The organism is Chitinophaga sp. 9-1-y (assembly GCF_059511905.2).
In genome coordinates this window covers 6,243,817-6,257,570 of the sequence record NZ_CM197955.1, presented here as the reverse complement: position 1 = coordinate 6,257,570, position 13,754 = coordinate 6,243,817, and the positions used below count along the sequence as shown (strand labels likewise).

General features: G+C 43.2%; 14 protein-coding genes. 8 read left to right on the top strand and 6 right to left on the bottom strand.

From position 1 onward, the window contains the following. Positions 1 to 199: 199 nt before the first annotated feature. Positions 200 to 499: a hypothetical protein gene (locus AC5ZC7_RS24725; RefSeq protein WP_496158371.1), complete on the bottom strand. Its 300-nt coding sequence runs from the start codon at positions 497 to 499 to the stop codon at positions 200 to 202. 121 nt (positions 500 to 620) lie between these two features. On the opposite strand from AC5ZC7_RS24725, the gene AC5ZC7_RS24720 reads away from it, so the two are divergent. Together AC5ZC7_RS24720 and AC5ZC7_RS24715 are read left to right on the top strand one after the other, a co-directional pair. Continuing rightward, positions 621 to 1,577, top strand: coding sequence for an NAD(P)-dependent oxidoreductase (locus AC5ZC7_RS24720; protein ID WP_496158372.1), 957 nt, complete (start codon positions 621 to 623; stop codon positions 1,575 to 1,577). 247 nt (positions 1,578 to 1,824) lie between these two features. After that, positions 1,825 to 2,547 carry a response regulator gene (locus AC5ZC7_RS24715; protein WP_496158373.1) on the top strand — a complete coding sequence of 241 codons (723 nt, stop codon included), beginning with the start codon at positions 1,825 to 1,827 and terminating at the stop codon, positions 2,545 to 2,547. Positions 2,548 to 2,653: 106 nt separating this feature from the next. On the opposite strand, the gene AC5ZC7_RS24710 is transcribed toward AC5ZC7_RS24715, so the two are convergent. Together AC5ZC7_RS24710 and AC5ZC7_RS24705 are read right to left on the bottom strand one after the other, a co-directional pair. Further along, positions 2,654 to 3,364 carry a YebC/PmpR family DNA-binding transcriptional regulator gene (locus AC5ZC7_RS24710; RefSeq protein WP_496158374.1) on the bottom strand — a complete coding sequence of 237 codons (711 nt, stop codon included), beginning with the start codon at positions 3,362 to 3,364 and terminating at the stop codon, positions 2,654 to 2,656. Positions 3,365 to 3,533: 169 nt separating this feature from the next. Then, positions 3,534 to 5,033 carry an amino acid permease gene (locus AC5ZC7_RS24705; RefSeq protein WP_496158375.1) on the bottom strand — a complete coding sequence of 500 codons (1,500 nt, stop codon included), beginning with the start codon at positions 5,031 to 5,033 and terminating at the stop codon, positions 3,534 to 3,536. A gap of 204 nt (positions 5,034 to 5,237) precedes the next feature. Here AC5ZC7_RS24705 and AC5ZC7_RS24700 point away from each other — a divergent pair, with 204 nt between their 5' ends. From AC5ZC7_RS24700 to AC5ZC7_RS24690, 3 genes are all read left to right on the top strand, one after another. Beyond that, complete coding sequence (locus tag AC5ZC7_RS24700; protein WP_496158376.1) at positions 5,238 to 6,515, top strand: cation:dicarboxylate symporter family transporter; 1,278 nt, start codon at positions 5,238 to 5,240, stop codon at positions 6,513 to 6,515. Positions 6,516 to 6,580: 65 nt separating this feature from the next. Then, positions 6,581 to 7,270 carry a VTT domain-containing protein gene (locus AC5ZC7_RS24695; RefSeq protein ID WP_496158377.1) on the top strand — a complete coding sequence of 230 codons (690 nt, stop codon included), beginning with the start codon at positions 6,581 to 6,583 and terminating at the stop codon, positions 7,268 to 7,270. 87 nt (positions 7,271 to 7,357) lie between these two features. Further along, positions 7,358 to 8,593 carry an MFS transporter gene (locus AC5ZC7_RS24690; RefSeq protein WP_496158378.1) on the top strand — a complete coding sequence of 412 codons (1,236 nt, stop codon included), beginning with the start codon at positions 7,358 to 7,360 and terminating at the stop codon, positions 8,591 to 8,593. On the opposite strand, the gene AC5ZC7_RS24685 is transcribed toward AC5ZC7_RS24690, so the two are convergent. From AC5ZC7_RS24685 to AC5ZC7_RS24675, 3 genes are all read right to left on the bottom strand, one after another. Then, the gene (locus tag AC5ZC7_RS24685) at positions 8,590 to 9,051 is read right to left on the bottom strand and encodes a MarR family transcriptional regulator (RefSeq protein ID WP_496158379.1); all 462 of its coding nucleotides are present in this window, start codon (positions 9,049 to 9,051) and stop codon (positions 8,590 to 8,592) included. The two genes, AC5ZC7_RS24690 and AC5ZC7_RS24685, sit on opposite strands and share 4 nt — an antisense overlap. A gap of 252 nt (positions 9,052 to 9,303) precedes the next feature. Next, positions 9,304 to 10,245 (bottom strand): malate dehydrogenase, encoded by a 942-nt coding sequence (gene mdh, locus AC5ZC7_RS24680; RefSeq protein WP_496158380.1) that lies wholly within the window; start codon positions 10,243 to 10,245, stop codon positions 9,304 to 9,306. A 98-nt stretch (positions 10,246 to 10,343) separates the two neighbouring features. Further along, positions 10,344 to 10,802 carry a redoxin domain-containing protein gene (locus AC5ZC7_RS24675; RefSeq protein ID WP_496158381.1) on the bottom strand — a complete coding sequence of 153 codons (459 nt, stop codon included), beginning with the start codon at positions 10,800 to 10,802 and terminating at the stop codon, positions 10,344 to 10,346. A gap of 234 nt (positions 10,803 to 11,036) precedes the next feature. Between AC5ZC7_RS24675 and efp the strand changes: the two genes are divergently transcribed. The 3 genes from efp to accC all read left to right on the top strand — a co-directional run bounded on the left by efp (position 11,037) and on the right by accC (position 13,681). Beyond that, positions 11,037 to 11,603 carry an elongation factor P gene (gene efp / locus AC5ZC7_RS24670; RefSeq protein ID WP_089903140.1) on the top strand — a complete coding sequence of 189 codons (567 nt, stop codon included), beginning with the start codon at positions 11,037 to 11,039 and terminating at the stop codon, positions 11,601 to 11,603. Positions 11,604 to 11,729: 126 nt separating this feature from the next. Continuing rightward, a complete protein-coding gene (accB, locus tag AC5ZC7_RS24665; protein ID WP_496158382.1) occupies positions 11,730 to 12,209 on the top strand; it encodes an acetyl-CoA carboxylase biotin carboxyl carrier protein in 480 nt (159 codons plus the stop codon). 134 nt (positions 12,210 to 12,343) lie between these two features. Next, a complete protein-coding gene (gene accC, locus AC5ZC7_RS24660; RefSeq protein WP_496158383.1) occupies positions 12,344 to 13,681 on the top strand; it encodes an acetyl-CoA carboxylase biotin carboxylase subunit in 1,338 nt (445 codons plus the stop codon). Positions 13,682 to 13,754: the final 73 nt, after the last annotated feature.

Below are 13,754 nucleotides of genomic sequence, written 5' to 3'. Positions count from 1 at the left end.
AACTTATTCCTCCTTCATATTGGACCTCATCAAGACTGTTACCCGGTAAGTATCCTGATGGGAAAATGGAATTTTAATACATGATTTATAAATACTTATTGTATTTAATTAATGATAGGATTCCTATCTATTATTGGCATAAAAAAATACCAACATCACAGCGTGATGTTGGTATTAAAAAGTTACTGGTTGACATCTTTTACTCCCTTACCTTTATCTCTCCCAATCTTTCCTGTAGTTCTGCTTCAAACGTACCACAACAGCAATCCACTGTTTTAAAGGTGAGTTGTTTTTCTCCCAGTCCGAGGTAGTCAACAACCACGGTAACGGTTGCGTCTCTGTGATCGCTGCATTTCACTTTGCTATAGTGTTTGTTCAGTGTATCTACGAGGTTGTTTAGTACAGGGCTACTGATGCGGGCATCGAGGTTATCAATGAAGTCGCCCAGGGAGTTGGCATCCAGTATGGATGCGTGATTTTTAGAAATGAATTTCAGCATAACAATAACAGTATGAAAAAATAAATATAATTGATAATTTGGAAGAAGAACACTGTCAATATAGATATATTCGTTGTTCACTGTTTTGCGCGAAGCAACAGGTAAAGTTTAAACTATAACCATGATGAATATAATTGTACTGGACGGTCACACTTTAAATCCTGGTGATCTTGATTGGAGCGGATTACAGGCGTTGGGGAATGTAACGGTATATGAGCGTACGCCAGAAGCGATGGTAGCAGAGCGGATTGAAACAGCAGATGTGGTATTGACTAATAAAGCTATCGTGAATGCGGCAGCCATTGAGCAGGCGAAGCAGTTAAAATATATTGGTGTAACTGCTACCGGGTTTAATGTAGTGGATATTGCCGCAGCCCGTGCCAGGCATATTCCGGTTACGAATGTACCGGCTTATAGTACTACTTCTGTAGCTCAGCTGACATTTGCACTGATACTGGAGCTATGTCATCATACCGGTTTGCATGCAGAGAGTGTGCGGGCAGGGGAGTGGAGTAGCAGTATTGATTTTAGTTATTGGAAAACGCCTTTAGTAGAATTGTCTGGCAGTACGTTGGGGATAGTGGGATTAGGGCAGATAGGACAGGCGGTGGCGCGTATTGCGCTGGCATTTGGCATGAAGGTGATTGCAAACCATAAACATCCCGATCGGGATGCGATGCCGGGCGTTACTTTTGTGGACCTGGCCACCTGTTTTCGTGAGGCGGATATTATTTCGCTGCATTGTCCATTGAATGCGGGGAACAAAGAGTTTGTGCAAATGGACTTATTACGTACAATGAAATCTACTGCTTTCCTGGTTAATACCAGCCGCGGGCCGTTGATCCGGGAGGCTGACCTGGCGGTTGCGTTGCAGGAAGGCGTGATTGCGGGTGCAGCGCTGGATGTGTTATCAACCGAACCGCCACCAGCCGGTAATCCATTAATTGCGGCGCCTAATACTATTATTACGCCTCATATTGCCTGGGCTACACAGGCGGCCAGAAAACGGCTGATGCATACAACGGTTGAAAATTTAAAAGCCTTCCAGGGTGGGGTGCCTCAAAATATTGTCAACTAGTGAATACCCCGTGAAGCGGGAAAATATGTTTTTATAGATGTTAGGAATGCTAAACCGAAAATGATAGTAACTGGGGTATCAAGCCTGCCATAATGGTTAAAATGAACGTCCAACTCAGAATTGAATAAGGATGAACGAACATGGTTATGGTTATGTTATTTATTTTTGAATAAACGTACAGTATACGCTCATTAATTTAGGTTCTACAACTAAAATCTCATATTTACTCGCTTTAAAACCAACGTACATGCAACCAAGCATTCTTTTGGCGGAGGACGATATCTTTTTTGCCAAGGTGGTAAAAAGACAACTGGAACGCGCCGGTTATAACGTTACACTTTGTGAAAATGGCCTTGAAGGCTGGGAAAAATTTCAAAAACACGTTTTCGACCTTTGTTTACTGGATGTAGTAATGCCTAAGAAAGATGGCTTCGCACTGGCAGAAGATATCCGCTCAATGGATGTAAACGTACCTATCATCTTCACTACCTCCCGTTATATGGAGCAAGACCGGCTACAAGGATTTGAATCCGGAGCAGATGATTATATTGTAAAACCCTTTAATATGCAGGAGTTGCTATGCCGCGTTAAAGTATATATGCAACGCAGCCGCCTCCTGAAAAGTGAACGCCGTATCGTATATACTATCAGCAATCTTGTATTTGACTATTCCCAATATCATATTAGGCATAAATCGGCCGATTCCCATGTTCGTATGGCCCCAAAAGAAGCGGAACTGCTTCGCTTTCTGTGTGAGAATTCTAACAAAAAACTGAAAAAAGATGATATCCTGGCCTGCATCTGGGGACAGGATGATTTCTTCGCGTCACGTGTAATGGACGTCTACCTGACACGTCTCCGTAAACATATTGCACAGGATCCTGCCGTAAAACTCGAAACCTACCATGGCAAAGGACTCATGTTTATAGCGGATGACCTGGATCGTTCACATTCCATCGCTAAAGTTTAGCTGTTTTTGGTTTAGAAAGTTAACCGTATCCAATGAAAAAACGTCCCGCCTATTGGCGGGACGTTCTTTTTATAAGCTATAGTGGCCACATCAGGCGGCCCTTTCATTATTTCAGGTTGTAAAATACTGCCTGCACGTCGTCATCCTGCTCCAGGCGATCTACCAGCTCCAGTACTTCTTTGGCTTGCTCGTCATTCAGTTCCACTGTAGTAGCCGGAATACGTTTCAGCTCAGAGCTGATTACTTCAATGCCTTTATCATCCAGGGCCTTTGCCATGTTGCCGAATTCAGTGAATGCAGCACGGATAATTACATTGCCTTCGCTATCTTCTCCAATTTCTTCCAAACCAAAATCTATCAGCTCCAGTTCCAGCTCTTCCAGATTCTGTCCGCTGTTCTTGATTTTAAACTCACCCACACGATTGAATAAAAAGCCTACGGAACCACTGTTACCCAGGCTGCCTCCACCTTTGGTGAAGTGCATACGCAGGTTAGCTACGGTACGGGTAGTATTATCGGTAGCTGTATCAATGATCACTGCTACGCCGTGGGGCGCATAGCCTTCGTATACAACTTCTTCATAATCAGTTTTGTCTTTACCCATAGCGCGCTTGATAGCTGCATCTACGCGGTCTTTAGGCATGTTTACACTCTTTGCGTTGAGTATGCAGCGACGGAGTGCAGGGTTGTTGTCAGGATCAGGGCCGGAAGCCTTTACAGCTATCGCTATTTCCTTTCCGATTCTTGAAAATGCTTTCGCCATCTTATCCCAGCGGGCAAACATGGTCGATTTTCTTACTTCAAATATTCTTCCCATTAGAGTGGTATGTAATTATAGTGACTTGTAAAAATAGAACGCAAAAATAAGGATTTTCAGATTTAGGCGTAACGGGATTTCGCTTTTTAACGAAAGCGGAGAACAAAAACGAGCCATTTTACTGCTTCGCTTTGTTCTCCGCTTTGTTTAATCTTTATATAGAGAAGGATTAATTATCCAGTGCTTTACGGGCTTTACTGTGTTTTACACTGTAGCCGAAGTAAATAAGGAATCCAATACCCAGCCATACAAATAAACGTGCCCAGTTTTCTATACCAAGACTGATAATCATGGTTAAGCAGAAAGCTGCTCCCAGTAAAGGAACAAATGGCACCAACGGTGTTTTAAAGGCTCTTGGTAATTCAGGGTTGCTTTTACGCATCACAATTACACCAATACATACCAGTACAAAGGCAAACAGGGTACCGATGCTGGTCATATCGCCTACCACGTTGTCCGGGATAAAGGCGGCAAACAGAGAGGTAAATCCGAAGAACATCCACTGTGAACGGTAAGGGGTGCGGTATTTAGGATGCAGTTTAGCAAATACACCTGGTACCAGGCCGTCGTTACTCATAGAGTAGAATACCCTTGTCTGACCCAGTAACATTACCAGGATTACAGAAGAGAATCCAGCCAGGATAGCTACCGTAATGAAGGTAGATAACCAGCCATAACCAGGCATATAGGTATCAATAGCATAAGCTACAGATGCTTCACCACCTGCTTTCAGGAAGTCCTGGAAAGGTGCAATACCTGTCAGTACAAAAGAAAACAGGATATACAACAGGGTACAAATAGCCAGTGACACCAGGATCCCGATAGGCATATTCTTTTTAGGATTCTTGGTTTCCTGGGCGGCAGTAGATACGGCGTCAAACCCAATGAAAGCGAAGAATACAACCCCGGCTCCCCTTAGCACCCCGGCCCATCCGTGATTCCAGAAATTGGAATAGTCAACGATCTGGCCGTTATGCATTTTCACCGTACCGGCAGTAGCAGGAATGGTAAATGGCGTATGGTTAGCAGGATTGATAAATTTCCATCCCAGGAAAATGAACAGCATTACAATGGCTACTTTGGTGATAACAATGATGTTATTAACAATAGCAGAACCTTGTGTACCCCTGATCAGCAATAAAGTAAGCGCCAGGAGAATAAACAGGGAAGGAACGTTCATAATACCCTGTACCCCTGCATCTGATGTTTCAAATGGGCTGTGACACCATTCATAGGGGATGGTAATGTGAAATACGTTGGTGAGCAATTTATTGAGATACTGTGACCAGCCAATGGCTACAGTGGCGGCTCCCAGTGCATATTCCAGTACCAGGTCCCAACCGATAATCCAGGCAATAAATTCTCCTAAAGTTGCATAAGAGTAGGTGTAAGCGCTTCCGGCAATAGGAATCATGGAAGCAAATTCGGCATAGCATAAACCCGCCAGCGCACAGCCAATAGCGGCAATAATAAAGGAAATTGTTACAGCAGGGCCGGCATGTTGACCTGCTGCTGCAGCCGTTCTAACAAAAAGGCCCGCGCCAATAATGGCTCCAATTCCAAGGGCGATAAGAGAACCAGCGCCAAGTGTCCTTTTCAGACCCTTTTCGGATTCTCCAGCTTCAGCCAATAAAACAGACAGTTGTTTTTTAGCAAAGAGTTTGCTCATACGCAGTCGTATTGTGGTTGATGTTTTAAGGTAGTTTAGTTATGTTGTTGTTTTGTAGTCGCCAAATATAATATCTAAAATCAATAACGGATACTTTTATTTTGCCTGTTAACGCGCATCTTTAGCAGCTTAACCTTATTTTTGGGAAATTTTCCTGGTTACAACTTTTAATTTTAATTATTACAAGATAAATATTCGCGCTGCATGAAGAAATCATCGAACCTGCTCACATTATACATATTCCTCGCCATGGTAATCGGGATAGGTACTGGTTACATCGTATTCGTTACCTATGGCAGTGCAACCCCCGCTCCGGCAGGTGTGAAGGATACGCCGCAGGTCTTCGCTGATAATATTTCTATCCTGACAGACATTTTTTTACGGCTGGTTAAAATGATTATCGCCCCACTGGTATTCTCTACCCTGGTGGTAGGTGTAGCTAAATTGGGCGATATAAAGGCGGTAGGACGCATTGGTGGTAAAACCATGCTGTGGTTTATCAGTGCAACCTTTGTATCATTGTTCCTTGGTCTGGTGCTGGTAAACCTGATGAAACCAGGATTATCCCTGCAGTTGCCTTTGCCGGACGAACATGCTGCTACAGGTATTGCCAAAGCAGATATGACCCTGAAAGGTTTCTTTCAGCACGTGGTACCTGATAGTGTGGTGAATGCCATGGCACACAACGAAATATTACAAATTGTGGTATTTGCCATTTTCTTTGGGGTAGCGGCCGCTGCTATCGGTGAAAAAGCACAACCAGTGGTAAAACTCCTGGATAGTGTGGCGTATATTATGCTGAAAGTAACTGGCTTTGTAATGAATTTTGCTCCTTTCGCCGTATTTGGTGCTATGGCCGGTATCATTGCTTTAAAAGGTCCTATTGTATTGGTTACTTATGGTAAATTCATATTACAGTTCTATGTCGGACTGCTCTGTTTATGGATAGTGATTGCCTTTGTAGGTTGGATGATCCTGGGCAAGCCGGTATTCCGCCTGTTGGGCCTGATAAAAGATCCGTTGTTACTGGCTTTTGGTACAGCCAGCAGTGAAGCGGCTTACCCCCGTACCATGGAAGAATTGGAAAAGTTTGGCTGCGACAGCCGCATTGTAAGCTTTGTATTACCCCTGGGCTATTCCTTTAACCTGGATGGCTCTATGATGTATATGACCTTTGCCAGTTTATTTATTGCCCAGGCGTATGGGATGCACCTGAGTATTGATCAACAGATTACCATGTTATTAGTATTAATGATTACCAGTAAAGGTATTGCGGGTGTACCGCGTGCTTCCCTGGTGGTAATTGCAGGTACCCTGTCCATGTTCCACATCCCGGAAGCGGGTTTGATCCTGTTGCTGGGAGTAGACCACCTGCTGGATATGGGCCGTTCTGCTACCAACGTAATCGGCAATGCAATGGCTACCGCCGTTGTATCCAAATGGGAGAATAAACTTACGCCCGGAGATGCTACTAATGCCTAACTTAACAAATGCGTAACAGTTAAATGGTTATTTTACCACTTCAGAAATAGAAATAGCGTACTAGCATGGACCAGATTTTAGAGTTTTTTAAACACCTCATTAACCCCTCGTGGATTATTGAACATGGTGGCCTTTACCTGTTGCTGGCAATTATTTTTGCAGAAACAGGTTTATTTATTGGTTTCTTTCTCCCCGGAGATTCCCTGCTCTTTGTAGCTGGTATCTACAGCGAAGATCTTTGCCACAGCTTCTTTAATATGCCTTTTGTAGTGATTATGTTCCTCATAGCTACTGCAGGTGTGTTGGGTAATATGGTGGGCTTTTGGTTTGGTAAGAAGTCAGGCCCTTTATTATTTAAGAAGAAAGACACTTTCTTTTTCAGGAAGAAGCACTTACACCAGGCCCATGAATTTTTTGTGAAATATGGCGGCGGCGCTATCTTCTTTGCCCGCTTCCTGCCTATCATCCGTACTTTTGCCCCTATAGTAGCGGGTATAGTAGGCATGGAAGGTAAAAAGTTCATGTTCTTTAATATCATCGGATCTTTTGCCTGGGTATTTTCCATGATGCTGGCCGGTCACTACCTGGATAAGTTATTTCCTAACCTGAAAGAACACCTGGAACTGATTATCCTGGTAATCATCCTGGTGACTACTTTACCAGTGTTGATTAAAGTAATTTTCGGAAAAGTGAAACACCAACAACACGCTTCTGAGCATACAGAGAAGATAGAAAAAACAGATTCTACATTATAATTATAATTTTTTATATCTTTAAAAGGGCCTTGTAAAAGGCCCTTTTTTTTATTTATTCCCGTTATAATGATCGTCAACCAAACTAAAATGAAAACCGAGAATCGTTCTGTTTCTATTTTCAATATCGCTGTAATAGTGGCCTCTCTGGGCTATTTCGTGGATATTTATGATTTGCTGTTGTTCACTATTGTAAGAGTACCTAGTTTGAAATCCCTGGGGCTGCCGCAAAGTGAAATTGATGCCGGCGCGGGGATGTTACTGATTAATGTACAGATGATTGGCCTCCTGGTTGGCGGGATCTTCTGGGGTATTATCGGTGATAAGAAAGGACGTTTAAGTGTACTCTTCGGCTCTATCCTGATTTATTCTGTGGCTAATATTGCTAATGGGTTTGTACAGGGTATCAATGGATATGTGTTGTGGCGTTTTGTGGCCGGCTTTGGCCTGGCTGGTGAATTGGGCGCAGGTATTACCTTGGTATCTGAAATATTACCCAAAGAAAAACGAGGATATGGAACGATGATAGTGGCTACAGTGGGGGTTTCTGGCGCGGTGGCAGCCAATCTGATTGCTAAGCTGGTGGGCGACTGGCGCATTTGTTATTTTATAGGAGGTGGACTGGGACTGGCTTTGCTGATTCTCCGGGTGAGTGTAATGGAGTCGCATTTATTTAATGCAGTCCGGGAGTCGTCCGCATCCAGAGGGAGTTTTATTGCATTGTTTACTAACAAGGAGCGGTTTCTTAAATATCTTAAATGTATGTTACTGGGTACGCCTACCTGGTTTGTAGTGGGGATACTCATTGCGTTTTCCAATAAGTTTGCCACCGTGATGAATGTAAAAGGCGCTATCAGTCCGGGCGATGCAGTGGCATTCTGTTACGCAGGGCTGGTGTTGGGCGACTTTACCACAGGCCTTATCAGCCAGTTATGGCAAAGCCGCCGCAAGGTAATGTTGTTGTTCCTGGTACTCACCGGCGTGATGGTAACGGCATATTTAAACCTGCACGGAGTGGAAACCTGGGTATTTTATACGGTATGTTTTATACTTGGGTTTAGTGTGGGTTTCTGGGCCATTTTTGTAACGATAGCGGCGGAAAGTTTTGGTACCAACTTACGGGCAACGGTAGCCACTACGGTTCCTAACTTCGCCAGGGGCATGCTTCCATTAATTTCTTTACTGTTTATAAAGGTGCAAAACTATTACACTTTCCTGCAAAGCGGGGCTATTGTGGCAGTAGTCTGCATTGGTATCGCATTGATTACTGCATGGAAAGTAGAGGAAACTTTTGGTAAGGACCTTAACTACCTGGAAGAGATCTAGTGATAACTGTCCAGCATTTTATCCAGTAATTTATTCAGTTGTATTACTTCTTTTTCATTTAATGATTTAAGGGTATTGTTGAGTTGTCCGATTTCACCGTCAATCACGGCGAGCAATTCCAGGCCTTTGTCATTGATGCGCACATCTACCGCGCGCCGGTCCATTTCGCTGCTTTTGCGTTCTACCAGTTCGGCTTTGCGGAGTCTTTCCACCAGGCGCGATACATCGCTCATTTTGTCCAGCATTCTTTCTTTAAGGATGTTGATATTGGCTGCTTTTGGGTGTTGCCCGCGCAGGATACGCAGTATGTTATACTGCTGCATGGTAATACCATATTGCTTAAAGAATTGCTGGTGACGCGACGTTACCCAGTTGCCGATAAAGATAAGGCTGACCAGGCCCCGTTGATTTTCATTTTCAAATGCTTTTTGTGTAATCAGCTTTTCCAGGTTAGACATACATTGAGAGTTAAACCAAATTTGATGAAACAACTTAGAAGTGTTTCATTTATATTGTTTTAGCCACTATAAAGGGCTTAGTAAAATTACGAATAAAAACAGAATTGCGGATTTTGTCTTTCCCGGTATTCTGTTGATTTTGGTGATTTTTCTTAGGGAGAAGAAAAAAGATTAGCGGGGATAGATGGGGAGTTTTCCCATCGGTCCACCGCTAATCTTCAAATATTGTGTTGGTTAAAATGAGCAATTGGCCTAAGCTGTGGCAGACTGCATATTATCCAGTACGTCCATTACTTCTTTAACGTGTTTGGCAGAGGTATTCAATAATTCCTTTTCTGCGGCATTCAGCTGCAGTTCGATAATTTTTTCTATACCGTTTTTACCCAATACAACAGGTACACCCAGGTAGATATCTTTCAGGCCATACTGACCAGATAACCAGGCGCATACCGGAAAAATACGTTTTTCATCTTTCACGATCGCTTCTACCATTTGAGCGGCAGCAGCACCGGGAGCATACCATGCGGAAGTTCCCAGCAGGTTTACGATCTCACCACCACCCACTTTAGTACGTTGAATAATGGCGTCCAGCTTGTCGTTGGCTACCAGTTCTGTTACGGGAATACCACCTACAGTGGTATAACGCGGCAATGGCACCATGGTATCACCATGACCACCCATGAGGATAGCCTGTATATCTTTTGGAGAACAGCCTATTTCATCGGCCAGGAAGGCGCGATAACGGGCAGTATCCAGGATACCGGCCATTCCAAATACTTTGCTGCTGTCTTTTTTAGCGGTCAGATAGCTGCAATACGTCATCACATCCAACGGGTTGCTCACAATAATGATGATGGCATCCGGGGAATGTTTGGTAATATTTTCAGTAACCGATTTCACAATATTGGCATTGGTAGAAATCAGGTCATCTCTGCTCATTCCAGGTTTACGGGGCAGGCCTGAAGTAATCACTACCACATCGCTGTTAGCGGTTTTGGTGTAATCATTTGTTACGCCCGTAATTTTAGTACTGTAATAATCAATCGGAGCCTGTTGCCATGTGTCCAGGGCTTTTCCCTCAGCCGTTCCTTCTTTGATATCCAATAAAACCACCTCCTGCAGAAAATCTTTGTGGGCCAGTACATTGGCACACGTTGCGCCTACATTCCCGGCTCCTACTACTGTAACTTTCATTTTGTCTATAGCTTTAAAAGTGAAGAATGATTGTGATTAAACAAATGTAAGGATTCGACCTTAGAATAAATGGCCGGGCAGACACATTTTAACAAGGATTATTTATTCAGGTAAAACAGCAAAGAATCCAGCTTGGCTGTTCCTTCAAAACCCTTTACAAACTGTTGTTTCTTATCATATATGTATAAACCAGGGAAGTAATGCAGGTCATAAAAATACATGATTTGGCGGGTTGGTTCGCTGGCCATCACGATGTTCGGGTAGTCTTTGATCTTATAATGATCATAATATTCCTTCATTTGTTCCACTTTGAAAGGTGTAACCATCAGGATTTGTGTTTTTTTGAACTTGTCCATGTTTTTTAACACCTCTTCAGTCAGGTGCTTGCAATGATCACAATCTACACTGAACACAAACACCATTGTTTTCTCATTATGCTTGAGATCGTTTTTGGTGATAGAATGACCATCAACAAGGGTAAGCGGGAAAGCCGGAATAATCGGGTATTGTAAATAAGCCGGTTTGGTGGGTGGAGTGGAGGTGTTTTGAGCCTTCAAAAACACGGGTAAACAGCCTAAAATTAACAAAAACACGTAGCGCATACTTATAAAAGTTTCTTGATTTGAGTTTAAATTTACCGGATAAATGTCATTTATTGAATAAAAATGACGAAAATTGGGCCGAAAAGGGACTAATCTCGCTAATTTTGGGAATTAGATGCTCGTTCATATGCGAAAATTTTTACTTTTGCAATCCGTATAAATTTTTAACTTAAAATCAGTAACCTATTTATGGCTACCACCGCAGATATCAGAACAGGATTAATCATCAAGCTGGATAACAGTTTGTATTCTGTTGTAGAGTTTGGTCAGAACAAAACCGCCCGTGCAGCCGCAAAGGTTTGGGCAAAATTGAAAGGCGTTGACAATAGCCGTTCTATAGAGCACACCTGGAACTCAGGTGACACTATCTTTCCTATCCGCATTGAAAAGAAAGCTTTCCAGTATTTATATAAAGATGACACCGGCTACAACTTCATGGATAATGAAACGTTTGAGCAGATTGCTATGCCGGAAACTGCCATTGATGCACCTCAATTCCTGAAAGAAGGTCAGGAAGTGAGTGTTCAGATCAATACTGAAACTGAACAATACATGGCAGTAGAATTACCAGACAAAATAGTTGTACTGGTTACTTATTCTGAGCCTGGTGTGAAAGGTGATACCGCTACCCGTACCCTGAAGCCAGCTACTGTTGAAACAGGAGCAACTGTAATGGTGCCGCTGTTTGTGGATGAAGGAGAATTGATCCGCGTGAACACCAAGAATGGTGAGTATATCGAGAGAGTAAAAGCATAAATCATTTGGCCTGCTGATTTTCGTGATAGGAGTTTTGTTTCTGAGAGCCGCTTTCTGAAACAAAATTCCTGACTCCGTAAATCAGCGTCCATCATATTCTATATTTCTAAACCAAAAACTGTCTACATGGACTTTAAACAGATTCAGGAACTGGTAAAAATGATCAACAAGTCAAATATCAGTGAACTGAGCATTGAACAGGACAAGTTTAAGATTACAATAAAGCAGAAGGATAACGAAGTACAACAAGTAATCACCGTTCCTGCAACCATGGCATCCGTACCGGCAGCAGCCCCTGTAGCTCCTGCAGCAGCTCCGGTTACCGCAGCTCCAGCCGCAGCTGCGCCTGCTGTTACTAAAGCAGACAACCTGGTTACCATCAAATCTCCCATGATTGGTACCTTCTACCGCAGCGCCGGACCAGATAAAGCTCCTTTCGTTAACGTAGGTGACGAAGTGACTTCCGGTAAAGTGGTGTGCATCATCGAAGCAATGAAGTTATTCAACGAAATCGAGAGTGAAGTAAGTGGTAAAATCGTGAAAGTACTGGTAGATGACGCATCTCCGGTAGAATATGATCAACCTTTATTCTTAGTTGAACCGTAATAATAGCCTTTAGTTTTTAGCTGTTAGCCTTTAGCCTTCCGGAGTGCGTATTGTCAAACCGGAATACTAAAGGCTAATAGCTGAAAGCTAATTGCTAACCGCTAAAAGCTATTATTAACTTATTAAGGAAAACAATGTTCAAAAAAATATTGATTGCCAATCGTGGTGAAATTGCCCTTCGGATTATCCGTACCTGTAAGGAAATGGGTATCAAAACGGTGGCGGTTTATTCTACAGCAGATAAAGACAGTCTGCATGTGAAATTTGCCGATGAAGCAGTATGCATAGGCAAACCACAAAGCACGGAGTCTTATCTGAACATCCCTCACCTGATGGCGGCTGCTGAGATCACCAATGCAGACGCTATCCACCCCGGATACGGCTTCCTGGCTGAAAATGCCCGTTTCGCTGAAATCTGTGGTGAGCATGGTATTAAATTTATCGGCCCTACTCCGGAGATGATCCGTAAAATGGGTGATAAAATGACTGCCAAAGAAACTATGATTGCCGCTGGTGTACCAGTGATTCCAGGATCTGAAGGTTTGCTGCAGAGCGTGGAAGAAGCTAAATCCCTCGCAAAAGGTATGGGGCTTCCGGTAATTATCAAGGCTACTGCTGGTGGTGGTGGTAAAGGTATGCGTGTGGTATGGGAAGAAAGTGAGTTGGAGAATGCCTATAACATGGCTAAAAATGAAGCCCGTGCCTCTTTCAGTAATGATGGTATCTACATGGAGAAATTCGTGGAAGAGCCCCGTCACATTGAAATCCAGGTAGCGGGTGATCAATACGGTAAAGTATGTCACCTCAGCGAAAGAGATTGCTCTATCCAGCGTCGTCACCAGAAACTGGTAGAAGAATCTCCCTCTCCGTTTATGACGCCAGAACTGCGTGAGAAAATGGGGGAAGCTGCTATTAAGGCTGCCAGTGCTATTAACTACGAAAGCGTTGGTACCATTGAGTTCCTGGTAGATAAACACCGTAACTTCTACTTCATGGAAATGAATACACGTATCCAGGTAGAACACGGGGTAACAGAAGAAGTAATCAACTTTGACCTGGTAAAAGAACAGATCAAGATTGCTGCAGGTATTCCTATCTCCGGAAAAAATTATACGCCACAGATGCATGCCATCGAGTGCCGTATCAATGCGGAAGATCCTTACAACGATTTCCGTCCTTCTCCGGGTAAAATCACTACCCTGCACATTCCTGGCGGTCACGGTGTAAGAGTTGACTCTCACATCTATGCTGGTTATGTGATTCCTCCTTATTATGATTCCATGGTGGCAAAAATTATTACCATGGCACAAACCCGCGAAGAAGCCATCAATACCATGGAACGCGCACTGAGCGAATTCGTAATTGAAGGTGTTAAAACAACTATTCCATTCCATCAACAGCTGATGCGTGATGAAAACTTCCGTAAAGGTAACTTTACCACCAAGTTTACTGAAACATTCAAGCTGGTATAACGGTAACGGATATACTATTTAAAAAAGTCCTCCTGCTCAGGAGGACTTTTTTATTTTTTATATCCATAGGGGA